The sequence below is a fragment of the Pseudoalteromonas sp. Of11M-6 genome, assembly GCF_022347905.1.
Classification (GTDB): domain Bacteria; phylum Pseudomonadota; class Gammaproteobacteria; order Enterobacterales; family Alteromonadaceae; genus Pseudoalteromonas.
Window position 1 is genome coordinate 74944 of record NZ_JAKRFW010000001.1, and the last position, 23558, is coordinate 98501.

21 protein-coding genes are annotated in these 23558 nt (G+C 42.6%); 6 read left to right on the forward strand and 15 right to left on the reverse strand.

What is annotated here, in order from left to right:
• Positions 1-5: 5 nt before the first annotated feature.
• From rnr to MHN32_RS00320, 4 genes are all read right to left on the reverse strand, one after another.
• Positions 6-2495, reverse strand: coding sequence for a ribonuclease R (gene rnr, locus MHN32_RS00305; protein WP_239420537.1), 2490 nt, complete (start codon positions 2493-2495; stop codon positions 6-8).
• A gap of 79 nt (positions 2496-2574) precedes the next feature.
• Complete coding sequence (locus MHN32_RS00310) at positions 2575-4764, reverse strand: ATP-binding protein (RefSeq protein ID WP_239420545.1); 2190 nt, start codon at positions 4762-4764, stop codon at positions 2575-2577.
• Positions 4765-4867: 103 nt separating this feature from the next.
• Entirely contained in the window at positions 4868-5470 is a 603-nt protein-coding gene (locus tag MHN32_RS00315; protein ID WP_239420546.1) for a response regulator transcription factor, read from the reverse strand.
• Positions 5467-6447 (reverse strand): sensor histidine kinase, encoded by a 981-nt coding sequence (locus MHN32_RS00320; protein ID WP_239420548.1) that lies wholly within the window; start codon positions 6445-6447, stop codon positions 5467-5469. Before MHN32_RS00320 ends, MHN32_RS00315 begins: the two co-directional genes overlap by 4 nt.
• Positions 6448-6693: 246 nt before the next feature.
• Between MHN32_RS00320 and MHN32_RS00325 the strand changes: the two genes are divergently transcribed.
• The 3 genes from MHN32_RS00325 (at position 6694) to MHN32_RS00335 (ending at position 9584) form a co-directional block, all read left to right on the forward strand.
• The gene (locus MHN32_RS00325; RefSeq protein ID WP_239420549.1) at positions 6694-7557 is read left to right on the forward strand and encodes a DMT family transporter; all 864 of its coding nucleotides are present in this window, start codon (positions 6694-6696) and stop codon (positions 7555-7557) included.
• Positions 7554-8276, forward strand: coding sequence for a glycerophosphodiester phosphodiesterase family protein (locus tag MHN32_RS00330; RefSeq protein ID WP_010605831.1), 723 nt, complete (start codon positions 7554-7556; stop codon positions 8274-8276). The genes MHN32_RS00325 and MHN32_RS00330 overlap by 4 nt, the downstream gene beginning before the upstream one ends.
• 93 nt (positions 8277-8369) lie before the next feature.
• A complete protein-coding gene (locus MHN32_RS00335; protein WP_239420554.1) occupies positions 8370-9584 on the forward strand; it encodes a methyl-accepting chemotaxis protein in 1215 nt (404 codons plus the stop codon).
• Here MHN32_RS00335 and epmA read toward each other — a convergent pair.
• Both epmA and efp read right to left on the reverse strand, forming a co-directional pair.
• The gene (epmA, locus tag MHN32_RS00340) at positions 9581-10555 is read right to left on the reverse strand and encodes an elongation factor P--(R)-beta-lysine ligase (protein ID WP_174170458.1); all 975 of its coding nucleotides are present in this window, start codon (positions 10553-10555) and stop codon (positions 9581-9583) included. The genes MHN32_RS00335 and epmA overlap by 4 nt on opposite strands.
• A gap of 67 nt (positions 10556-10622) precedes the next feature.
• On the reverse strand, positions 10623-11189 hold the full coding sequence (gene efp, locus MHN32_RS00345) for an elongation factor P (protein WP_010605834.1): 567 nt from the start codon (positions 11187-11189) through the stop codon (positions 10623-10625).
• A gap of 42 nt (positions 11190-11231) precedes the next feature.
• Here efp and epmB point away from each other — a divergent pair, with 42 nt between their 5' ends.
• Complete coding sequence (gene epmB, locus MHN32_RS00350) at positions 11232-12248, forward strand: EF-P beta-lysylation protein EpmB (RefSeq protein ID WP_239420560.1); 1017 nt, start codon at positions 11232-11234, stop codon at positions 12246-12248.
• Between the two features lie 93 nt (positions 12249-12341).
• Here epmB and MHN32_RS00355 read toward each other — a convergent pair whose 3' ends face one another.
• The gene (locus MHN32_RS00355) at positions 12342-12551 is read right to left on the reverse strand and encodes a hypothetical protein (RefSeq protein ID WP_010605836.1); all 210 of its coding nucleotides are present in this window, start codon (positions 12549-12551) and stop codon (positions 12342-12344) included.
• A gap of 185 nt (positions 12552-12736) precedes the next feature.
• On the opposite strand from MHN32_RS00355, the gene MHN32_RS00360 reads away from it, so the two are divergent.
• Both MHN32_RS00360 and gph read left to right on the forward strand, forming a co-directional pair.
• Positions 12737-13030 (forward strand): hypothetical protein, encoded by a 294-nt coding sequence (locus MHN32_RS00360; protein ID WP_010605837.1) that lies wholly within the window; start codon positions 12737-12739, stop codon positions 13028-13030.
• Between the two features lie 56 nt (positions 13031-13086).
• Positions 13087-13746, forward strand: coding sequence for a phosphoglycolate phosphatase (gph, locus tag MHN32_RS00365; protein ID WP_174170460.1), 660 nt, complete (start codon positions 13087-13089; stop codon positions 13744-13746).
• A gap of 56 nt (positions 13747-13802) precedes the next feature.
• On the opposite strand, the gene MHN32_RS00370 is transcribed toward gph, so the two are convergent.
• From MHN32_RS00370 to MHN32_RS00405, 8 genes are all read right to left on the reverse strand, one after another.
• Positions 13803-14597, reverse strand: a complete 795-nt coding sequence (locus MHN32_RS00370; protein WP_239420562.1) for a TauD/TfdA family dioxygenase — start codon at positions 14595-14597, stop codon at positions 13803-13805.
• Positions 14597-15577 carry an isocyanide synthase family protein gene (locus tag MHN32_RS00375; protein WP_239420564.1) on the reverse strand — a complete coding sequence of 327 codons (981 nt, stop codon included), beginning with the start codon at positions 15575-15577 and terminating at the stop codon, positions 14597-14599. The genes MHN32_RS00370 and MHN32_RS00375 overlap by 1 nt, the downstream gene beginning before the upstream one ends.
• A gap of 16 nt (positions 15578-15593) precedes the next feature.
• Positions 15594-17210 (reverse strand): NAD(P)/FAD-dependent oxidoreductase, encoded by a 1617-nt coding sequence (locus MHN32_RS00380; RefSeq protein WP_239420566.1) that lies wholly within the window; start codon positions 17208-17210, stop codon positions 15594-15596.
• A 9-nt stretch (positions 17211-17219) separates the two neighbouring features.
• On the reverse strand, positions 17220-18398 hold the full coding sequence (locus MHN32_RS00385) for a hypothetical protein (RefSeq protein WP_235366781.1): 1179 nt from the start codon (positions 18396-18398) through the stop codon (positions 17220-17222).
• A gap of 8 nt (positions 18399-18406) precedes the next feature.
• Positions 18407-19198 carry an outer membrane lipoprotein-sorting protein gene (locus MHN32_RS00390; RefSeq protein WP_010605843.1) on the reverse strand — a complete coding sequence of 264 codons (792 nt, stop codon included), beginning with the start codon at positions 19196-19198 and terminating at the stop codon, positions 18407-18409.
• Entirely contained in the window at positions 19179-21545 is a 2367-nt protein-coding gene (locus tag MHN32_RS00395; protein WP_206471827.1) for an MMPL family transporter, read from the reverse strand. Before MHN32_RS00395 ends, MHN32_RS00390 begins: the two co-directional genes overlap by 20 nt.
• Before the next feature lie 156 nt (positions 21546-21701).
• Positions 21702-22313: a TetR/AcrR family transcriptional regulator gene (locus tag MHN32_RS00400; RefSeq protein WP_081489958.1), complete on the reverse strand. Its 612-nt coding sequence runs from the start codon at positions 22311-22313 to the stop codon at positions 21702-21704.
• Positions 22314-22641: 328 nt separating this feature from the next.
• Positions 22642-23151, reverse strand: coding sequence for a DUF3016 domain-containing protein (locus tag MHN32_RS00405; RefSeq protein ID WP_010605846.1), 510 nt, complete (start codon positions 23149-23151; stop codon positions 22642-22644).
• Positions 23152-23558 lie beyond the last annotated feature (407 nt).

A 23558-nucleotide genomic window follows, 5' to 3' on the forward strand; every position in this document is an offset into this window, starting at 1 on the left:
ATAATCTATTGCGCTTTTTTGCTACGATTTCTTTCGTTTTTACCCGGGCGTTTTGCTTTGCCCTTTGCCGCTTTGGCTTTTTTACTCGTCGATTTTTTCTTCGACTTCAGCGTGCCTGCCTTTTTCGCCTGTTTGAGCTCACCCTTAGGGGTCGTCCTTTTGCGCTTTTTGGCTTTGTCATCGCCTTTATTATCTTTATCGCGACCAGACGTTTCACCGTCACGGCGCTTAGCTCCCGGGATTTTACCCGTTTTTAGCTGCTCACGAACACTACTTGCTGTGCTTTTTGGCGATTTTCGACGCCTTGCATACCTGTCTTGCTGACCTTCTTCAGCCAAAGCTAAGTTGATGCGACGATCGTCCAAGCTAACTGAAGCAACCACAACAGTAAGTTTATCACCGAGTCTAAACACCGTGCGACTATGCTCGCCAATCAAACATTGCTTTGCACCATCAAAGTGGAAGTACTCATGCCCTAAATTGCTAACATGGATCATCCCGTCAATCTGTAGATCGTCCAACCTCACAAATAATCCAAAGTTGGTGACTGATGAGATCACACCGGTAAATTCATCGCCAACATGATCTTGCATAAATTCACATTTAAGCCAATCAGCAACTTCTCGAGTAGCGTCATCAGCGCGGCGCTCTGTCATCGAGCACTGCTCACCCAGTTGTTTCACTTCATCTTCATTGTAGATGTAAGCGCCACTCACGGGCTGTTGTTGCTGCTGTAAAATGCCTTTGATTGCGCGGTGTACCACCAGATCCGGATAACGGCGAATTGGTGAGGTAAAGTGTGCATAGGCTTTTAATGCCAAACCAAAGTGGCCAATATTTTCAGGCTGATATACTGCTTGCTTCATTGAGCGCAGTAACATGGTTTGGATCAATTCTTTTTCAGGGCGATCTCCCAATGACTCAAGCGCTTGGGTCAACTCCTCTGGCGACGGATCGTTAGGTAATTGGCTTTCAATACCCAAGTCTTGCAAGAATTGCCTAAACTGGCTCAATCTTTCAGGGTCTGGCTCATCATGAACACGGTACAAGCTATGGGCTTCGTGTTTTTCCAACAGTTTTGCTGCTGACACGTTAGCCAAGATCATGCACTCTTCAATCAGCTTGTGGGCGTCGTTACGAACCACAGGCACGATAGAATCAATTTTTCGATGGGCATTAAATACAAAGCGCGTTTCTAGGGTTTCAAACTCAATCGCGCCACGCTCCTGCCTTGCAGCCTTCAGCGCCATATACATGTTATGGAGCTCAGTTAGATGAGGCACAAGAGGCTGATAATCCGCTCTGAGCTTTTCGTCACCTTGTAAAATCGCATGGACTTTGGTGTAAGTAAGACGAGCATGAGAGTTCATCACGGCTTCGTAAAAACGGTAGCCAGACAAACGACCCGCTTCGGACACGGTCATTTCCGCAACCATACACAAGCGGTCTACCTTAGGATTCAATGAACATAGACCGTTTGATAGCACCTTAGGTAGCATTGGCACAACTTGCTCAGGAAAATACACTGAGTTACCACGCTCAATCGCTTCTTTGTCAAGCGCAGTGCCTTTACCGACATAATGAGACACATCCGCAATAGCAACCCATAAACGCCAACCTCCCGACTTTTTACGCTCGCAATATACGGCGTCATCAAAGTCACGTGCGTCTTCACCGTCAATGGTCACTAACGGTAAGTCGCGCAGGTCAACTCGGCTCTGTTTAGCAGACTCTTCAACAAACTCACCAAGATTTGCAACTTGTGCTTCTACTTCACTTGGCCACTCATGAGGAATGTCATGATTGCGAAGTGCCACTTCAATTTCCATACCCGGTGCCATATGATCGCCGAGCACCTCAAGTACTTTGCCCATTGCATTCATTTGTTTGCTAGGGCTTTGAGTGATCTCTACCTGCACCATTTGATTATGGCGAGCACCATTTTCTTGGCCAGGTACGATGATGATATCTTGAGTAATGCGAGGATCTTCTGGCACCACGACTGCCATGCCAAACTCAACAAAATAACGACCGACGACTGGCGCACGCTCTTTTTCAAGTACCCGCACAATACGCGCTTCCACCTTACCACCTGAGCCTCGGCTGCCAGCCTTTGCTAACACCCAATCGCCATGTAGCACGCGCTCCATTTGATACTTAGTGATAAACCAATCTTTGGGTTCGCCTTCGACTTCTAAAAAGCCAAAGCCGTCACGGTGTCCAACAACGCGGCCTTTGACTAGACCATCATCACTTGGAATGGTGTAACACTTAAATTTATTGAAGTGCAGTTGACCGTCTCGCTCCATTGCGCGCAAGCGGCGTTTAAGCGCAATTTGACGTTCTTCGTCTTGCACTTTTAAATCGTTACACAATTGAGAGAAAGAAGGTGGTTTGGCCGCGCTTTTAATGTGTTCTAAGATAAATTCGCGACTAGGTACTGGATTGTCGTATTTTTGCTGTTCTCTATCGAGATAGGGATCCTGTTTTGGCATTACTGTCTTGTTAAATAAGCTATGCTGTTATTTTAACCCAAAATAGCCTAATGACCTAGGCCAAGATCGATGAATCTTTTTATGCAGATAGATTAACCACTGAATTTGATACCGACTCCAGTGTTGCAATTTGGGCATGAAGTTCTAATAAACGCTCAACTGAGCGTCTAGCAACCATAGCAAGACCGTCCCAATCGACTTGCTCTTCAGAGTAACTCAGCTGTACTGTTGCTGCTTGAACAAGCTCTGCAAAATTCACCATGCCGAGCTCCAGTGCTTCGTTTTCAATGTAGGCAAGTTTATCAACGGCTAAGTCAGTTACATTCAACTCTGTGAGCCCTTTAATTTGCGCAATCTCATATTCAAACCTGTCTGCTAAATACATTAACTTCGTTGCCAACACGCCTGAACTTTCACGGTTTGCGAGATCCATAAATCTTGATTGATCAATCAAAGTCTTACATTCCAAGCGAGATGTTGTTTTTACAGTCGCACATTCCAATGCCGCATATAAACGGCTTGGCATGATAGGCTTAGTTAAACAGTCCTGCATGCCAGCTCGGAGGCATTGTCTTTTCAATTCAGGATCGCCATCACCCGTTAACGCTATCACCTTAACGCTGGAGGTAAAGCCAATTTCGTTGAAGCCTTCTTTAAACCACTCAAGACCATTACCATCTGGCAGTCGCATGTCTAACAGAACAATATCGAAATTGTGTTCTAATAGTGCGACTTCCGCTTCAGCAAGGCACTTAGCAATAGAAAACTCGCTCACCATATCGTTTAAATAAGTGCTGATCACATCAATATTCATGAGGTTATCTTCAACAACAAGCACATTGAGTGCTAGCTTCTCTGTATTAAACTCTGTGCTCTGTAACGGTGAATCACTACACTGGCAATCTAACTCAAAGCTAAACACAGTGCCATTGCCAAGCTTGCTGTCGACGTTAAGCTCAGAGTCTAGCCCTTGCAGCAGTTGCTTGCATAACGCCAACCCAAATCCTGAACTTTGCGAGATGGATTGTTCAGTATTTAATGTGACAAAGGGCTCGAAGATCTTTTCCATTTGTACTTCAGTCAGTCCTTTGCCCGTATCCTTAATTGCAAAACGGATAGTTTGCTTATCCTCAGCGCGATTTGTGCCTTCCAGGATCAGCGTAATAATGCCTTTATCTGTGTACTTAATCGCGTTCGAAAGCAGATTTCTGAGTACCAAAGACAATGTATCTTGCTCGACGACATGAACGTCCTGTGGATACAGACCTTTGACCTCGACCCTCAAACTCAACCCTTTAGCCAATGCCAGCGGCTGTAAAAGGCGAACTAACTCTTGCGAAAGACTATAAAGCGAGACAGGCACGCGATTTTGCGCGGCATATTCCCCTTTCGCTTGCAATAATACTTGATTGGCTAAGTCTGACATCGACATCGCGGCGTGGACGATAACATCGCATAATTGAGCATGGCGATTGGGCTCACGCGGCACTTTTTTAAGTGATTCTGCGTGACCAACAATGGCGTTTAGTGGTGTTCTCAGTTCATGACTTAATAACGTTAAAAACTGTCCTTTTACTTGCGCTGACTGCTCAGCAGCAGTTTTTAACAGACATAGTTCTTTTTCACGACGGCTGCTACATAACAGGCATAAAGAAAAACACAACAGCAGCGGCATCGTACTCACTGAAACTGCAAAAAACTGGTTAACCCAATTTGCCGAAACCAGGCTATCTGTCACCGAGTAGCCGCCAAGCATGACCACTCTAAAAGTAAACACGGCCAATAAGCTCAAGCACGATAGGCCAAACGCCCAATGTGCCGCACTAAACTGTTGTGATAATAATTTATGGCCTTTATTTAACGCTCGCAGGCAGTAAATCATCGCCATCGCCCAGACTAGGTAGTTGATCCCGACACGAGCTATAAAATTAAAATCCACGTACAAAAAGTAAGTAAAACTGGGAATACCCAATGCGGCTAATACATACCAAGGCATGTAATTGCTTTTCACACTAAAAAACGCATCAACACCACGAGCCAGATAAAAAAGTCCAAATGCGATAGTAAGATTGGGAATAAAAATTGAGAACGTAATGGGAAGTGTATAGGCGGCCAACAGGCCACACCCAATTGCGGTAAGCGCAATGAAAACAAGCCAATCTCGAGTGCCTGGTAGGCCTTTATTAATAAACCAGTTTACGGCCATAAAAACTGTACAAACCACAGTCGTTATTGCGGTAACTTGAATAAGTAATTTAGGATCCATCATTACACTCAAAATTAATACATTATTATTACTTGGCGGATGGTGCAGTATATTACCGCACTGCATTATTTTGAAGTATTAACTGGATATATGCTATTACACCGAGTTACAGCCATCCTTTTTGCTTAGCAATTCTTGCTGCATCTACTCGATTTGTCGCATGTAATTTCGCGATAGCGTCGGATAAATAATTCCTTACCGTTCCCTCGCTCAAAAATAGCTGTCCTGCAATTTCAGCAGTTTTTAGTCCTTCACTGGCCAAACGCAACGCTTTTCGCTCCTTATCAGTAAGCGGGTCAGCATCCTCCAAAGCGTACAGAGCAAGCTCTGGGTCAATAACCTTATATCCTTTCATTACCTTTTTCAGCGTTGATAGCAAGTACTCACTTGGTGCTTCTTTTAATACAAAGCCATTTACCCCTAAAGTGATCGCGCGACGAATATAACCCGCCTTAGAAAAGGTCGTCATGATAACTACTTTTGTGTCTGGCATTTTTTGTTGTAAGTGCTGAGCAAGCTCAAGCCCAGTGACTTGTGGCATTTCAATATCCGTTAGCACGATATCAGGCGTTAACTTTGCTAACTTTTCCTTTGCAACTTGACCGTTTTCAGCCTCGCCAACCACCTCAATCTCTCTATCTAAGCTCAATAATGCCGCAATAGCTCCTCTTACTAATGCTTGATCTTCAACAATAAAAACTTTGATCATCCTGCTTCCCCTAGTACCGCCTTAAAGTATCCGCCCTGTTCGGTGTTATAAAATAATTGGCCACCACATTCTTTCAATCGGGTACGGATCCCCATTAAACCATTTCCTTCTTTTATGGACTTTATAGAGCCATTATCTTTAATTTCTACAAAGACATTATTGTCAGTTTGTCGTAGTGTGAAGCAAACCTTATCTGCGTCGCTGTGACGAATAATGTTGGTGCATATCTCTTTAGCAAAAAAGCACAAACAGGCTTCGCTTACTTTATCTAAAGTGACCGCCTGCAATTCTAGCGTTACGGCAATGCCCTTATCTTTTAGCCTCGATGCCAAAATGTGCAGCTGAGCATCAAGCGCTAGCTGATGGTAGCCGGTGACGGCTTGGCGCACTTCGCTTAGTGCTTCTCTCGCTAAGTCTGCAACCTGCTGCGCTTCTGATTGCGCTTGCTCTAATGCATTTGCAGCTGCAAATTTACTCGCCAGCTCTGCTTTTAATGCTATCGAGCTGAGTGAATGACCAAGTAAATCATGTAGGTCACGTGCAATACGCTCACGCTCAGCCACGGCGCCTAGCCGCTTAATCTCTTCTTCACTTTGCCTCTGCAACTCTTGATGTACTCGCTCTCGGTGTGACATCCAACCAAAAATAAAGAGTCCACATGCCACGCACAGTGCAGGCATCAAGAAATAAACCGTTTGCTGGGTCGCGATAAATTTAGCCGTTAGCAATACCAACGCTATGATGACCAGCATCGCAATGATTTTATAGCGAGGCAGAAAATTAAAACCGCAGAAAAAAGCAATAAAGCCAAATAACGAACTCGTCCCGGTCGTCACCCAACTACCTGCGACACAAAGCCCTGCCATCAGCACTAAATTCATCACCAACGCATTGCCCGTTTTTGTAATACTCTGCCAATAGAGCACGACAAAACTAAGGTACACAACAACTTGCAACGCAATATTAACTACACTCAATTGCGCCCAGCTAAATATCAATGGGAAAAAATAAAAGGTTGAAAATATAAGGGGTCCGGCATTCCAAAATGAGCGCCGTTTCTCAACTAGGGTAAATTCTGTGGTAATGGACACAAGCTTCTCTGATTCACTCTTTTTATTATTATTTACGTTTAAGCGCAGAATGTTGAGTGACAAGTGTCAACAATCTTGTCATCTCAAAGCGATTAAATGATAGACTGCTAAAAAACAGTTCTAATATTCGATATGCGCCCACAACAATCCGATTTGCTCTCGCTTCATAGTGCCGTTTTATTATTTGGTGGAACAGCATTATTTTCAAAATTAATTTCACTCTCAGCACTGGATATCACCGTTTACCGTACCGCCGTTGCTTTCGTTGTGCTACTACTGTTACTCAAAATACAACGGCAGCCGATAAAATTAATACACAAAAAAGATTATCTAACGGCTTTAGTTCTCGGTGTCATCGTGGGACTTCATTGGGTGACTTACTTTGCAGGCATGCAAATGGCGGGAATTGCAGTTGGGATCATTGCCTTTTTCACCTACCCCGTGATCACCGTTTTTTTAGAGCCGCTCTTCACTCGCAACCGTGTACAGCTAAAAGATTTTATCAGTGCGAGCGCGGTGCTATTTGGTATCTATCTGTTAGTACCAGAAGCGAACCTTGGCAACCAAGTTACCTTAGGGATTATTACGGGCGTATTCTCGGGCGCACTCTTTGCGCTACGCAACTTGCTCCAAAAGCGCTTCTTTTCTCACTATAGCGGCCCACACACGATGCTTTATCAAACGCTTGTTGCATGCCTCATGCTGTTAGCATTTGTGGAAGTGCCAATTCAGCAAGTTTCCACAGAAAACCTCTGGTTAATCTTGCTTGCAGGAGCAATATTTACAGCAATTCCACACGCCTTGTTTGCCTCTAGCCTACGTTATTTATCTGCCACCACTGCAGGGTTAATTTCTTGTTTACAACCATTGTATGGAACGCTATTAGCTTATATTCTGTTACACGAGACGTTGACACTTACAACATTACTTGGCGGGTTGTTGGTAGTTAGTGCAGCCTGTTTTGAAACTTGGTCTATTACAAGGAAAAAAGCATGATTCAAGTCTTAGCGCACCGTGGAGCCAGTGGCAGCTATCCGGAAAACACACTTGCTGCAATAGAAGCAGCTCTCCATATTGGCGTTGATGGTATTGAGTTGGATGTGCAAAGTTGCGCGGATGATTACGCCATTATCCACGACACTTGGCTAGACAGGACCACCAATGGCGTGGGTAGAGTTAATGAACAAACTCAAGCCTACCTTGCCACGCTTGATGCCGGTAAAGGACAATCAATTCCAACCTTGCAGCAAGTGTTTGCCACCATCGGCAAACAGACAGATATCAATTTAGAACTGAAGCATACCTTTGGCCTAGATAAATTCGTTACCTATATTGAAGATCATATCCAGCAAGGCGTGATCACCAGAGAGCAGCTACTCATCTCCTCTTTTGACCATCATCAACTATTGTGGCTAAAGCAAAAATTACCTTGGGTAAGAATTGGCGCGTTAACCGCTTCGATCCCAATTCATTATGCGCAATTTGCCGAATCGCTCCATGCCTACAGCATTCATATGGACAAAAACTTTATTAATCATGAATATGTGTTGGACGCAAAATCTCGCGGATTAAAGGTATTTGCTTATACGGTCGATAAACAACAAGACATAGATATGATGCTAGATTTCGGGGTGGATGGTATTTTCACTAACTTTCCATGCCAAACCAAAATGTATTTACAGGGCATTGGCGCTTACGCCCCCCCAATTGAGTAACTACTTGATCGCTTTAGCATTGTTATTCCATTTAGCTCATCTATACTGAGACAAATAAAGTGGCACAATGATGAGCCCAATATGAGTTTATATATGCGCATTTATAATTTTTTAGAAGAGACGTTTTTCTTTACCCTAACACGCAAAATTATTGGCAATTTAGGTTTTTTACTTCTCTTTCAAGCAATTATTTTATTTTGGCTGTATTCGGAGCTATCCCAATCTGGCGCGAATATGGGGCTGTTTTGGCTGATCACTATTGTGATTATTGCTGCATTTGCATTTACCGTCTTTTATATGCGCTTTTTAATCGTGCGACCTGTACAAGCGATGAAAGAGTCACTGGAACGTGTTAACCGCCAAGACGGTAACCTAGATGCAAAGCTGCCACAATTCACTTATGACGAATTTAGAGATTTAAGCGAGCAGTACAACGCCTTTACCACCCACCTTAGTGTCCTTTTGGAAAGAACATATGAAAGTGCCGCTGCGGCAACACAAAGCAACCGCGATATCACCAATTCCATGCAAAGTACCGCAAAGTATGGACAGCAGCAGCTGAGCCAAGGTGACACAATTATTGCAGCTTCCGATCAGGTCAGCCACAGTTTACAAAGTATTGTGCACAATACCGATCAAGTTTATCAGGCCAATACCGAAAGCTTGCATTTTGTTCGCGGTTCATCACAGTCGTTAACTAAGCTTGTCGCTGAAGTAAAACAAATCACCACGCTACTAGGTAACTTTTCATCGACGGTTTCAGGCCTGAAAGAAAATAGTGAGAATATTCGCAACATTCTAAAAATGGTTGAAGAGTTTTCCGACCAAACCAACTTGCTTGCGCTCAATGCGGCAATTGAAGCAGCTCGAGCAGGTGAAGCCGGACGTGGCTTTGCAGTGGTTGCCGATGAAGTTCGTGCGCTGTCGGTCAAGGTCAATGCGGCCACCCGCCAGATCAGCGATTTTATCAATCAAATGAACGTGCTTGTCGGTGAAACCAATCAAGAATCAGAACAATTGATTTCTCATTCAAGCTCAGCAGAGAAAGCCATCAGTGATACCTCTCAAGGCTTTATTTCGATGAGTGATGACTTTGAACGCAATCAAGCACAATTAGAAGAAATCGTTAGTGCGGTACACCAACTTGAAGAAACACAAAAACATACCCACCAAGCAGTGCAACAAATTGTCGAACTGGGTCAGCAGTCTAAATCACAAATTGATGGCGCGTTAGCTGAATGCCAAAGTGCCCAAAAGCTCACAGAAACCACTCAAAAAGAGCTTACTCGTTTTGTTTCGCGGCGCTAAGCTCGCGAAACATCAAATGTGAGCACTTCGCTTATGCTAGCTTTGTTTAGCGCCAGCATGACTAGCCTATCTACTCCCAGTGCAACGCCAGCACAATCGGGGATGCCTGCGTCAAGTGCAGCCAATAACCGCTCATCGGCCGGCACAGGATGCAATCCCATCTCAGCTCTGAGTTGGTTATCTTGCTCAAAACGCGCTCTTTGTTCTACCGCATCCGTCAATTCATTAAATCCGTTAGCCAGTTCCATGTTGCGATAATAGAGCTCAAAACGCCCTGCAACGCGATTGTCTTTCGGGTTAAGTTTTGCCAGCGCCGCTTGCGATGCCGGAAAGTGATAAACAAAACAAGGTTGCTGCTGACCGATTTTAGGCTCAATTTCCATGCAAAATAGCAATTGCAGTAAAGTATCTGGATTATTCTCGATAGCTGCAATATCACCATAACCATATTTGTTGGCGTGCGCTTTTAATTCCGTCAGCGACACGCTTAAGGGGTCAAATCCAAGGTATGTCTCAAAGGCTTGTTGGTAAGTCATCGAATCACTAGCAGGACAGTCCAATAACATCTGCATCAACTCATCGATTTCCGCCATTAAGTCAAATTCGTCAAAGCCCGGACGATACCACTCTAACATCGTAAATTCTGGATTGTGATGACGTCCTGACTCTTCATTACGAAAAGCCTTACATAATTGAAAAATCGCACCACTGCCGGCGGCTAGTAGCCTTTTCATCGCGTACTCAGGTGACGTTTGTAAAAATAAAGGCAAACCTTGGCTGTGATTTGGGCCAACAAATCGAGTATGGAAAGTATCTAAGTGAGGATCGGTCACTGAGGCTTGAGAAAGGCTCGGCGTGTCGACTTCCATCACGTCACGAGCCGCAAAAAAGTGCCGTATCTTCGCTAAAATTGCAGCCCTTTGCCTAAGCGTGTCTATCGTTGCACTCGGCTGCCAATTGTTCACCGTCATTGTTTACTCCAAAAAAATCCCAGCAACATGCTGGGATTTATAAAACATCGTAAATTGCTTTACGCTATTATTTTACGCGGCTTACGTATTCGCCACTACGCGTATCAACTTTGATCACTTCACCAATTTGAACGAACAAAGGAACACGAACAACAGCACCTGTGCTTAGGGTTGCAGGCTTACCACCAGTACCCGCAGTGTCGCCTTTCAGGCCTGGATCGGTTTCAGTGATCTCAAGTTCAACAAAGTTAGGAGGTGTTACTGCGATTGGATTACCATTCCACAGTGTGATAGTACAAACGTCATTTTCAACCAGCCATTTTACGCTATCACCCACTGCTTTTTCATCAGCTGCGATCTGCTCAAATGTTTCGTTGTTCATGAAATGCCAGAACTCACCGTCAGTGTATAAATACGCTAGATCAGTATCCATTACGTCTGCGCCTTCCACTGAGTCGCCAGACTTAAAGGTTTTCTCTAGTACTTTACCTGAGATAAGCTTACGGATTTTAACGCGGTTAAACGCTTGTCCTTTACCAGGCTTGACCATTTCATTTTCTAAGATAGAACAAGGCTCGCCGTCCATCATAATTTTTAGGCCGCCCTTGAACTCGTTGGTGCTATAATTCGCCATCGTATCCTCTAATCTACGTATATTCGAGTAATTAACCTGCTAATGATACAAATAAATGAAGTAAATTTGCAGACTAACTGGCAAAAAGAATTAGCAAATGTTGTCACTGACCCACAAGAGCTACTCAACATCTTGGGGTTGCATGACCAATTTGATGCACGAGACTTTGCAGCTAAGCGCTTGTTTCCTATGCGAGTACCTCACCCATTTATCGCTAAAATGCGCCACGGAGATCGTCATGATCCCTTGCTATTACAAGTGTTACCTGTACATCAGGAATATTTAACTGAAGCGGGATTTAGTAAAGATCCACTCGAAGAACAAGACGCACCTGTACCTGGTTTGTTACATAAGTACCGTTCTAGGGTATTACTCATGCTCAAAACCGGTTGTGCGGTCAACTGCCGCTACTGTTTTCGACGCCACTTCCCCTATCAGGATAATCAGGTCAACAAACGCACCTTAGAGCCTGTATTTGATTATTTGCGCGCCCATCATGAAATCAATGAGGTGATCTTAAGTGGCGGTGATCCGCTGATGGCCAAAGATGACATGATAGCTTGGGTGCTAAAACAATTAGAGGCTATACCACAAATCAAACGTTTACGTATTCACAGCCGCTTACCGGTAGTGATCCCAGCGAGAGTAACCGAGGAATTGTGCCAACGTTTAGCAAACAGTCATTTAAAGGTGATTTTGGTAAATCACATTAATCATGCAAATGAAATCGATGATACTTTTAAAGCGGCAATGCAAAAACTTAAACAAGCCAATGTGACCTTGCTAAACCAAGCTGTGCTACTTAAAGGAATTAATAACGATGTTGCGGCTCAGGCCCAATTGAGTGAAGCCCTATTCGATGCAGATATACTGCCTTATTATTTGCATTTACTCGATAAGGTAGAAGGCGCTAGTCATTTTGATGTAGAAGAGCGTGAAGCCAAGGCGATAATGGCTGAGCTTTTAGAAGTGCTACCGGGATTCTTGGTGCCTAAATTGGTGCGAGAAATTGGTGGTCAGCCAAGTAAAACGCCGATCGACTTAAATTTACTAGACTAAAATAGCAAAAAATCGGTGCTAATGACCCTAGCACCGATTGCTTTGCACATATCTATCGGACATGCCGAAGACAACGTGCCATCAGACATAAGCTTACGCGTATGTATTGATGTTGTTGCCTAGCGTTGCTGTCACTGATTTCGCTGGCGTTTGTGCTGCTGCACTGCTGCCCGCAGATTCAATTAAAGCAAGTGCGGCTTGTCCATCTGCTTGCTGTTGCTTCTTTGCCAATGCAGCGCTGTACACTTCACCACTTTGGCTCGCTCCAGACATAGCAGGTAGGTTACTTCCGGAAATATTCATAAGTGATTACCTGACTTTTTGATGGATCAAATTGGTTATCGGCGTATAAATTTAAACCTTTAGGATAAATTACGAGATAAGTTTCCAATTCCTTTGTACTACTTATAAAAGGGTAGATTTACACCTGACATTTGTAAATGAAACCCTTAAAATAAGCCCTTTTAATAGGGCGATTAGGACTGACCATGCAAGCCGTTATCGAAAAACTCAATGAAAATCTCAAGATCATATACCGCCAAGCACTAGATGCGGATAAAAAACTCGATGAATTGCAGCAGCAAGGTCACGGTAAGTTTAAAGCACTATTTACAGAAGAAGCGGGGTTTACGTTTGAAGCCAAGCGCTTTAAACCTTATGTTTTGGATGTTGCAGCCGACGTTGAAGGTCTATCGACGACTGAAGAAATTGACGAGCAAAAACTTGCACTTGTTGTGAAAAAGCTACAGAGCCTATTACAACTGCTCGCTACCTTTAAATAATTTATCAATTCAGGTTCTGTTGTTTGGGGCCTCTGTAATGTACAAGGAATGAAATCATGTTTACATACCCGACTTGGGTTGGCTTTGATTTAGACGGTACTTTAGTAAGTACCGCTGAAGATATCGCCTACGCTTTAAACACGACATTAAACCATTACTATTTGCCGGATATTGAACTTGCCCTTGTTAAAACTTGGATTGGCAATGGTACAACTAAGCTGACTGAACGTGCGTTAGACTTCCATAACAATACCAATATTGACAGAGCCGAAGCGACTCGTTTACTTGAAACCATTTACGATGACTGTGTTACACGCTCATCCAGTTTATTCTCTAATGCAAAAGCTACACTGCAGAGTTTACATCAGCAAAGAATTAAACTCGCTTTAGTCACCAACAAGAATACTTCACATACTCATAAGTTATTAGAGCACTTAGAAATTAAAGCTATGTTTGACACAATTGTGTGTGCTGACACTTTGAAAAAGAAAAAGCCAGATCCACTGCCTTTATACACCTCTGTAAATAATATGAATTGCGAAGTACAAGATGGGTTTTATGTCGGTGACTCCATCAACGATGTGACAACTGCACGAAATGCAGGTTGTAAAGTTGTTACCGTTGACTATGGCTATAATCATGGCAATCCAATTTCACAAAGTGAGCCTGACGCCATTATCAGTGATTTATCGGAAGTATTAGCACTATTCAATTAGTAATCTTAGATAAAAAAGCTCACATCCATGTGAGCTATGAGAAAGTAAATACATTACTATAGAATATGAACCCGTTTTAGATGACGATTTAAGCCGCTTCCTTCAAAGCGACTGCGTCCATGTAATAAAGCTAGATTATCCACAAACACAAACTCGCCTTTCCTCCAACTATGTTTATAAAAGTAGTTCGACGAGTAAAGTAACGAGTTCATTTCTTTCAAAAAGACGTCACTTTGATAAGTATCAAAACCTATCACCTGTGCCTCAACTGGATTCACTGCCATATTATCTTTATTGAAAGGTTCAATATAACGCATGCGAGGCTTGCCTGTCTTAGGGTGACGGCTTATTAAAGGAACTTCAATCACCCCTCCATAGTGGGCTTTCTTTTCCGTTTCATAACGGATCCGAATTTGCTTCCATTGCTCAATGGTATCGTTCGGTAGACTTTCTAGTAACCGTGTTGTATTCAAAAATGTAGTCTCTCCACCACCGGAGCTGGAACTACTCTGCAAGCATTGAAAGAAGTTAAACCTTGGCTCTTCTGAGGCGAATGCTCCGTCCCAGTGCAGCTCTACCTTACCCTCACTGAAAATATGATTTTGCGGTTGCTCTTGTATTTTTAAATCAAGTACATAACCGAAGTCCCACTGCAAAAGCGGACCGATCTCTTTAGCTACTAACTCCATATCAGTATCATTGAGGGGCTCAAATCCTTTGAGCACAACCAGTCCTTGAGAAAATATTTCATCGATCAATGACGCAATATTAAGACGCTCAACTCGTTGACAAGCCATAGAAGTTGCATCAATGACAACTCCAACGCTATCCAAGGCTTTAACTGTATCCATCACTCCGCTCCTCGATGAATACGCTCAAAATGGCTTGCACGGCCTTCGTTGAACACCAATACACAACCTAACTTCTCAGCTTGTTCACGCGGCATGAGTTGATAACTTGTATTATCTTTCACCAATACTGAATGCCATGGCGTTGTCCAGACATCAGTTTGTGAAACTAAAGAAATACCAATTTTTTCAGACACTAAGTATTGAGGGTGAATTGATAGGCGTAACGCTTCAGGTAAGTGATCTTTCAACAATCGACTCCATGCATTACTCCTTTGGATCACTCGGTAGGCAGCTGTTTTAGCAACTTTTTGCAACGCTGTGCGGCTATAATCCGAAAACTTTTCAATGCCAGAGAAATCCTCCAACATAAAGCGCGTGATGCCTTTATACATCGTGGACGCTTCTTTTTCATTTTTCACTCGTTGACGTAAGTCTGACAAGCTCTCTCCGTAGCGGATCATCAGCTCTTCACGAAGTACAGTAAAGTCATCAACTTTGTCAAATACATCTTCTAAATTAAAGAATTCAAAATAGTTAGGGTAATGACGAGCCGCGTATTGGCGTAGTGTATTTACGTACTGACTGACATGTGAATCCGTGACATGAATGATATCGGCAAAAACACGACCATCAGAACAAATTGTTACTTTTGCACCTGGTTCATAAATAGATTCAATCTGTTTACAGAGATTGACTAAGCGTTCAAATGCATAAAACTCCCCTTTATCAGGCAAGAAACCCAGTGTTTTCGTTCTATTTGGTGACTTTGCAGGGAAAGCTGGCAATACCATATTAATAGGTTCGTTATTTGCGATGAATTGCTCAACTTTCTCCACATGCCCCGCGATCTGCTCAGTGAATGGTGCGTTATCTTCTATAGGTAACAAACGGCGTTGCTCAAAAATTAGTGAAATAATATCTTCTGCTAACGACTGTATTTGACAATCCTGGATGCGGTGTTTAATAGCTAAATTTTCCATTTTCTTTGCCTAATTATTATATGTGAAAAAGCTGCATAGCATGGGTAAGTGATAATTTATCTTCGATAGCAGCTTGAACTACCATCGGCATTTTTTCTTCGTCAAAGTCGACCTTTTGAATTTCACATAAGCTACGTAAAAACCCCTGATAGGTGACTTCCAAAAGTGCATGATCTAATTCTGCAATCGCCGCATCGTCTAACATTGCACCTCTTGTATGTGCGTGTTTCATACGTTGTCGCGTGAGTTCAATATCGAAAAAGTGTCCACGATTGTAGCGGTATTCATACCCTTTGATTAATTGAATAAACTCATCTTTTAATACGTGAATTCGTGCAATCGCAGCATTTTCTATCATCGCGATAGCTTTTTGATTAACTTCGTCTTGACTCATTCCATGCTGGCTTGGGCAATAACCATAACGACGAGACATAGAGGACGGTAAAATAAAACCAAACCAATGCATTAGTAATGCTTCAAAATGCGTTTTATGTACTTCATAACTACCATGGTAGTTACCTGTAATGTGCAACATAAAACTCTCATACCAAGAAAGAAGGTACGCATTGAATGCCTTTGTTTTACCAGCAAACACTTCTGCATCTTCGGCGATATCCGCCTCAATAAGCTCGCCAATCATGCGGTTAGCATCGGTTAGGTAAGCAGAACCTGGTGATAACAAGGGATCTAAAAAGGCTGATGACATTCCAGTTAAGAACCAGCGTTCTGTAGAAAAGGATTGCTTTGCCTTTCTAGATAGTCGCTTCATCGAGGTGTAATCTAATAATTCAGCGTGCTGTCCTAGAATTTCATTGAGTGCTTGATGAGAGCGTAAAAACTGCTCAAATTCTTCAGCTGAACGAATATTTAAATTCACTTCATTATTTTTAGCAGTAATCCCTATGCTAAAGGTGTCTTGATTCAATGGAATTAACCAAATCCAATATCCTTTATACATAAAGTGATTGGTAGCCAGTGCTCTACTCGTAAAGTTCGATCGAGCACGCCACTCATCACTTCCAAGGTGATCAATCAGCTCAATATGCTTAAACCTTCCCCAGTATGAACTCACAGGGTGGCGATCATTTTGTGATTCAATTAATCCAAGCTGTTTACCCAACGGTGAATTAAAGCCAGATGCATCAACTAAATAACGACAAGTATAACTGCTACCACTGCTGGTAACTACAGTGTGTCCTTGTTGCGCATCGAGACTAATTTCATTAACTGTAGTGCCCATTACAACATCGACACCTAGTTCACGATTGAACTGCACCATATCGTTATCAAACTTTTCGCGGTCAATTTGATGCGCAGGGATGCCATGATACCAACTACGCCCAAGCTCACTCAGTTCTTCCACACTTAAATCGCGGTTATCACTATCAAAGTAAAAACGCAGCCCATGTTTGTATAGGTGGTTTGTTTCAAGATAAAAACCAAGCTTTAAATCGTTTGCCATGTAGTCCCAAAAAGACTCCAGTGTCGACTCTCCAACCCAACTATTAAACGCCTGCTTTCTCTCTATAACCGTAATTTTCATATCTGGATGAGCCAATTTTAGTTGTCTTGCCAAGCAAGCCCCCGCCATTGAACCACCAATAATCAATACATCTGCGTATTGGCTTACCATAATTTCTCCTTAAAGGTAGTAAGTCAGCCTAAGTTCTATAAAATCATCATCTTTAAACCCGTAGGTCGCATCACGCTGGGTTTGCTCTAAAAACAAGTTTGCTTCAAGCGCTAGACTCAAGTGACTGGAGAGCCTAGTCGAAAATTCGGTTTTAATGGTGTGAGCCCCAGTATCGTTATCGATTAAGACCCCAGTAATCATGCTCGTATCATCAACATCATTCCACGCGAGTCGCATGCCAATAAATGTCGCATCTTGATAGAGACGATTTAGATTCACCTGTTCTTCGGTATCTCTATGTAACTCCATGAGTAAACTGAGATCTTTGTTGGAATTGGCGATGCCGTAAAAGTAGTATTCAGCACCGACTACATAAGCCCAGCTTTTCCCTCCCATTTGGTGATGGCGATGTACCGCTTCAACCTTCCCAAGCAGGTACTCAGACGTCCACTGTAAGTCCAATGCTGTTTGTTGAAGGCGCCGATAAATGGCATCGAACTCTTGATTATCATTAGGGCGTATAACGGGCTCCCTGTCGATGCCGTCGAAGTAGTAGGTTCCGACATCCCAATCACCAAGTACACCGCGATAACCTAATAAGTAGCTACCTCTATAATTAGCATCTCGGCCTACAAATTGCTCATCGGTCACAGCTAGTGGCAACGACAAGCGGTCATCAGGAAGGCCGAAATCACGCTCACGAAAATAAGGTAAAGACATGGCAAACCAATGACCATTATCAGTAAAATGCTGATAATGGAGTAGTAATTCTCCAAGCTTAGCCTCGTTATCTAAATTTCGTGTCGGCTGCTTTTGATTGACGATATCAACCAAATGACGAGACTCTGCAACTCCCCAAAAAACAGTATTTACACCAACATTCAACTGCCCTTGAGAGAAAGAACGAGTGATATATGCTTCTTGAATGTCGAATGCCCTTACCCCCTCATTTTTCGCTGCACTCAATACAGGTTTAAGCCCTCCGCTTAAGCCTGTCTTTGGGTTTTCAAAATCCAGCTCCCACATCAATTTAGCATCGAACTCTCGGTCAAGTTGTGAGGCTCTCATCGGAGAGCCATTATACTGCCGAGTGCTAAGGTCAATGCTGGTACTACTTTGCCATTCCATCTCAGCTTTCGCATACGGAATGCAAGATAGCACAACAGCAAGCATCGCCTTGAGTCGCATACCACCCCCTATTTCAACGACGATTTAATAAAGTCGCGAGCACTCAAGGAAATATCAAATTGGTAGTCTGAAAACTCTAATATCGTCTTTTTGCCCGACTGGTGATTTTCCATTGTCATGGTAAGCGGACGCCAGTACGCCTGTTGATATAACTTGTAGTTATCTAGGCTCAATGTTTTTAAATGACTGCCTTTTCTATCGTAGAAGTCTATTTTTCTAACTTGATAATCCTTGGTATCTATTAATGCACGTTGTTTGGTATATCCCGAGTTTTCATATTTTGGAAACCGATCTATCACCGCACATGTCAGCTCGCCACACGCCTCTTCCGCTACATATTCATAGCTATACTTATTGAGTTCTTGAGCCGTAAAATCTTCAAACGCAAACTCGCTGCCAACAAATGGTCCCGATTTGTTTGCAGAAGAGATCCGTTTAACACGCTTAAGCGCTGGGAGATATAACCACTGATCATCAGCATCTATAATTTGCGCATGTGAAAGCAGCTTGGTTTCTTTTACATCTGCAGGAGAGTTAAAAATGATAAGGCTTTTGTCACCTTTGTCTTCGTCTGCCACTTCCATGGTTTTCATGGTCAATAAACGTTCGGTTTCTTGGCCTTTCTTGTCTATCAAACGCATTTTTAAATCAACCGCACTGACTTCAAAACCTCGATCTGAACGATCTGCTTTAGCTGCTATGTTGTAGCCTAGATTGTCTTGCGTTGCGTTGCTGGCAAAAGGTATAACCAGCAATCCGATTGCTAAATGTGATAAAAACTTAGACGTTGTAGATTTCATTTTTCGTTCCTTCTTGAATAGGCGCTTTGCTCGCTTGCTTTGATCTTTTAGCCAGTAACATAAGCAGCGCGGGTAAGAATAAAAAGTCCACGATGAGTGCCATGACAATGGCAAGTGCAGTTAGCAGCCCCATCTGCGCATTGATCATAAAGGTTGAATAGGCCAACACTGCGAAACCGCCAGCCAGAATAAATGTGGTCAGTAAAATAGCTTCACCGACGGTTTCAAAGGCATACTTCACCGCACCTGCGGGGTCCAATCCCTGCTCTCGCCTCGCCCGTAAATACTTGGATAGGAAATGCACGGTATTATCAACAATGATCCCTAAAGAAGTTGAAGTTACCGTAGCCGCCGCCACACCAACTTGACCGACCAATATAGCCCAAATACCAAAAGTGAATAGCATCGGAATTGTGTTGGGTAGAATACTTGCGATCCCATATTTAATACTTCTCAGCGTCATCACCATAATCAAGGTGATCACGATAACGGCAATTAAATTACCGCTGAGCATGCTTTCTGCGTTACGCTGGAAAATATGTGAGAACATTACGGTCGCACCGGTTGCTTTAGCATGCATAGCATCTGGTGTATGGTCGACTAACCAAGCCTCAGTGCGAGCGATAAAAGATTGGATCTGGCCAGTTGAGAGGTTATCTAGAGTCAAGCTTACTCGAGTTGCCGATTTATCCATACTGATCCTGTCCGTCAGGTCTAACCCAAATGGCAAGGACATTTCATAAAGCAGAAGATACTGCGCTGCTAACTCTCTATCTGCAGGTAAACGATACATACCGGTATCATCTTGATGCATATTTTTGTTGAGACGCTTAACAATATCCGTGTAACTATAGACATGAACCACCTCTGGTTGCATTCTCAGCCACTGTGTAAATTGATTCAGATTGGTAAGATATTCAGGTTCACTGATCCCGCCTACTTTGCCACTTTCAACATCAAACTCAACCACATAAATACCAGTAAGGTTTTCCATGGTAAAATCGGTATCACGGCGAAACTCCACTCGATGATCGAAGTACTTCACAAACTCATCATTGAGATCAATATTGGGGACCACGTAGGCACTAGCCGCAATCGCAACAACAGTAAATAGCAAAATAGCTCGATACTTCTGCGCTACAGCACCACCAAAACGACCTAGGTAATGAGATAACATGCTTGTACGAGTTGCATAGCTCTTTTTGTCTGGCAAAATGGCGATCAGGCTGGGTAGTAAAATTAGAGATAATACCCAAGCAGCAGCAATACCAAATGCTGTAATGTTGCCCAAATCTGCAAATGGAGGGGCATCCGACATGTTAAGAGTTAAAAAGCCTACAATTGTAGTCAAGCTAGTTATAGATACGGGAACGAAGTTAATTCGTAAACTTTCCACTATCGCGTGATTTTTTTCGTGTCCTGCTTTTCTTGCAGCATAGTAAGACAACAAAACGTGTATGCTGTCAGCTATCGCTAGCGTTAGAATAATAGTTGGTGCGGTTATCGAAATAGGAGTTAATTGAATACCAGCGTAGCCACTGACCCCCATAGCCACAACACTTGAGAAAATCACCACAGATACAGCTGCAATAGTTCCTGGAAAACTGCGTAATCCACAGTACATTACAATGATCAAAACCAAATACATGATAGGCGTAAGGGTTTCGGCATCTTGCTGCCCTGACTCACTAAACGCATTGTTTAGCATCGAAATTCCAGAAAGCGCAAACACTAAATCAGGATTCTCTTGCTGTGCTTTTGCAACTATTTCGCGAACATATTTTACCGCTGTCGGTACTTCAGTCAGTGATTCACCTGGGTACTGAACGGTAATATTGATACCTGTCGTCTTACCATTATTTGCGATCAAGCGCTGTTTTAATAAGGGCTCTTGTTGTGCAATTTCCGCTTTTTGTAAAATGTCTTCTTCACTTAATGACTGGACGTTTTTCATCAAGTCCGCAACTATCAGCTCATCTCCCTCCGCGTAACTATGCTGAAAGTTAGTCACAGAGTCGACTCGACTAGCATAGGGTGTTTGCCACGCAGCCTCTGTCAGCTGTTCAACCACCATTGCGTGCTGTTTGGATAAACCGTTACCCGCCTTTTGATGTACAACAATAAGAATATTATCGTTCTTGGTGTACTTATCCTGAAAAGCTTCAAAAGCCAGTAGTTCGGGGTTTGAAGCACTAAAAAATGCCCGATAATCATTAGAAAATGTTAACCCTTTTGCCCCAATACCAATTGCAATACAAGACATGATACTGAAGAGTAAACACAAGTATTTATATCTAGTGACAAACTCACCGAGTCGCTTAGCAACTCCTTCTAGCGATGATCCCATTGTCTCTCCTTAAATAACAGAACAATCATTCTGATATAAAATAAAAAAATAGCTAAAAGCTTTTCTTCACGATCACTTCTAGCAATTAAGCAAACGCTTTGGGTAATCTTTACTGATCACTCAATTCAAATCTTTATCACGACGTATTATCTTTCGTTACTTCTGCGCCATCATGTCAAAAATCGTAGTTAAGTAATGTCTCAGAGTTTCACGATGGAAATCTCCTTTTGCCATCACGGCTACACCTTGAAGCACGCCAAGTAAACAAAAGCTCAAGCTGTTTGCATCAATCTCTTTGCGAATCTCACCTTGCGCTTGCGCTTTTTCAATGAAATCTCGAAACTGCGCACTCAGCGCACTGTAGACCTGTTGCACCGCTGAATTCATATCAGAGTCGGATTCACCCACTTCTGTGGCCGTATTACAAATCAAGCAGCCATTAGCACCATGCTCTGCAATGTTTTGACTATACAAGTTAAAAAATGCAGTTAAGTCTGCCAAGCTGCCATCGCTTGCACTTAAACGCTTAAGCCCAGGCCCAATTTTACGCAGTGAATACTCCTGCAAACAGCGTTGAAACAATTCCTTTTTATTACCAAATTCTTGGTAAAACCCGTACCGACTGACACCAGTACAAGTGACTAACTGTTCCATGGAAGTATTCCTATATCCTTGCTTCCAAAACAGGATTGTCGCTTGTTCCAATGCTTTATCGACATTAAACTCTCGCGTTCTTCCCATAGGCTCCTCAAAAAACAGAATATACATTCTGAAATAAAAAAGTCAACAAAATCACAACAAAATAATAAAACCGTAACAATTGGATTGTTATGACCTTAGTTCAGCTTAGGTGCTTATAAAAGCATCCAACCTAAGTACGAAATAAGTAGTGAGTTACGATTAGAACTATTCACAACTCCAAGAAACAGTAACATGTATTTGAGGTAGGCAAAATATTTTGAGGTATAAAACTAAAAATTACTACAATAGAGTACGAGTAGTAGCGACTCATCTAACTTACTAATATTCAGCTAAAAGAAGATGAGAACACCCAGTCTCGGCGCTCTCATCAAGATCGCCATAGCTGTTGATCAACTCAACTAGCTTTCTTCATTAAGTCATCTTCAAACCAGTCAGTTAAAAGACGCTTTTCGTAATAAAAGGATTCGTCCATTCCCCTTTTTATTCTATCCATGAATGACATATCTTTTAACGTCACGCCATTTTCCTCTGCGATGGTTTTACCAGACTTATCAGTTAACTTATAACTAATTTCAAAACGGGGGAAATGGATTGGTTTAATCACCCGAATATCAGTAGTACCATAATGAACATCACCTGCAAGATCTATATCATCAAAAGTAATCGCAAGCTTGTAACCCTCGGGTAAGTTAGTCGCTAATTCTTCTAGGTGTTTCTGTAGTTGCTTCTCAACCCGTTGATGAAACGAACCTCGCGTTTCATTACCTGGCCTAACATCGCGATACTCTTTAAAGTCCTTCCAAGTCACAGCGACTTCACCTGCATTGACAAACAAGGGAGTCATAAATAAAGCAAGTATTGCAATTTGTGTTTTCATCTTTGGATCTCCTTCAAACTCTACCATCACCTTACTCCTTCATTATGTGAAGTAAAGCAAGATCACACCCTTTTACGCAGTGTGACATTTGGCTACATTTACATCAATATAATAGTAAGACCGAAGTTATTGGTAAATGTTCTCAAACAGGTATAAACACCATGAAATGAACGATAAATTTCATTTTTCATCTGCGCTACACCCTCTACCTGCTCAGTGAATAGATCGGTAATATTTATTCTTTCGTCAGCGGTTAATCGCATAAAGTGTAGTCAATGGTTGCTAATGCCCCCTTAATATCTATCACTTCAGCCCTAAAAGTGTCGCGTAAATTTCCTATGTAACCACATTATCGAGCTTAGATCAGACCTCATGACAGCCGCGACGTTAAGAATTTAGGTACACCACAAGCTACGTCTTGAGGTATGTTTGCA

Bases quoted from the DNA above. Each gene is read 5' to 3' on its own strand.
- efp (WP_010605834.1), bottom strand. From the start codon at position 11,189: ATGGCGAATTATAGCACCAACGAGTTCAAGGGCGGCCTAAAAATTATG.
- MHN32_RS00385 (WP_235366781.1), bottom strand. From the start codon at position 18,398: ATGCGACTCAAGGCGATGCTTGCTGTTGTGCTATCTTGCATTCCGTAT.
- MHN32_RS00310 (WP_239420545.1), bottom strand. From the start codon at position 4,764: ATGATGGATCCTAAATTACTTATTCAAGTTACCGCAATAACGACTGTG.
- epmB (WP_239420560.1), top strand. From the start codon at position 11,232: ATGATACAAATAAATGAAGTAAATTTGCAGACTAACTGGCAAAAAGAA.
- MHN32_RS00325 (WP_239420549.1), top strand. From the start codon at position 6,694: ATGCGCCCACAACAATCCGATTTGCTCTCGCTTCATAGTGCCGTTTTA.
- rnr (WP_239420537.1), bottom strand. From the start codon at position 2,495: ATGCCAAAACAGGATCCCTATCTCGATAGAGAACAGCAAAAATACGAC.
- MHN32_RS00370 (WP_239420562.1), bottom strand. From the start codon at position 14,597: ATGGATACAGTTAAAGCCTTGGATAGCGTTGGAGTTGTCATTGATGCA.
- MHN32_RS00355 (WP_010605836.1), bottom strand. From the start codon at position 12,551: ATGAATATTTCCGGAAGTAACCTACCTGCTATGTCTGGAGCGAGCCAA.
- MHN32_RS00395 (WP_206471827.1), bottom strand. From the start codon at position 21,545: ATGGGATCATCGCTAGAAGGAGTTGCTAAGCGACTCGGTGAGTTTGTC.
- gph (WP_174170460.1), top strand. From the start codon at position 13,087: ATGTTTACATACCCGACTTGGGTTGGCTTTGATTTAGACGGTACTTTA.
- MHN32_RS00400 (WP_081489958.1), bottom strand. From the start codon at position 22,313: ATGTATATTCTGTTTTTTGAGGAGCCTATGGGAAGAACGCGAGAGTTT.
- MHN32_RS00315 (WP_239420546.1), bottom strand. From the start codon at position 5,470: ATGATCAAAGTTTTTATTGTTGAAGATCAAGCATTAGTAAGAGGAGCT.
- MHN32_RS00375 (WP_239420564.1), bottom strand. From the start codon at position 15,577: ATGGAAAATTTAGCTATTAAACACCGCATCCAGGATTGTCAAATACAG.
- MHN32_RS00335 (WP_239420554.1), top strand. From the start codon at position 8,370: ATGCGCATTTATAATTTTTTAGAAGAGACGTTTTTCTTTACCCTAACA.
- MHN32_RS00330 (WP_010605831.1), top strand. From the start codon at position 7,554: ATGATTCAAGTCTTAGCGCACCGTGGAGCCAGTGGCAGCTATCCGGAA.
- MHN32_RS00390 (WP_010605843.1), bottom strand. From the start codon at position 19,198: ATGAAATCTACAACGTCTAAGTTTTTATCACATTTAGCAATCGGATTG.
- MHN32_RS00380 (WP_239420566.1), bottom strand. From the start codon at position 17,210: ATGGTAAGCCAATACGCAGATGTATTGATTATTGGTGGTTCAATGGCG.
- MHN32_RS00360 (WP_010605837.1), top strand. From the start codon at position 12,737: ATGCAAGCCGTTATCGAAAAACTCAATGAAAATCTCAAGATCATATAC.
- epmA (WP_174170458.1), bottom strand. From the start codon at position 10,555: ATGACGGTGAACAATTGGCAGCCGAGTGCAACGATAGACACGCTTAGG.
- MHN32_RS00405 (WP_010605846.1), bottom strand. From the start codon at position 23,151: ATGGTAGAGTTTGAAGGAGATCCAAAGATGAAAACACAAATTGCAATA.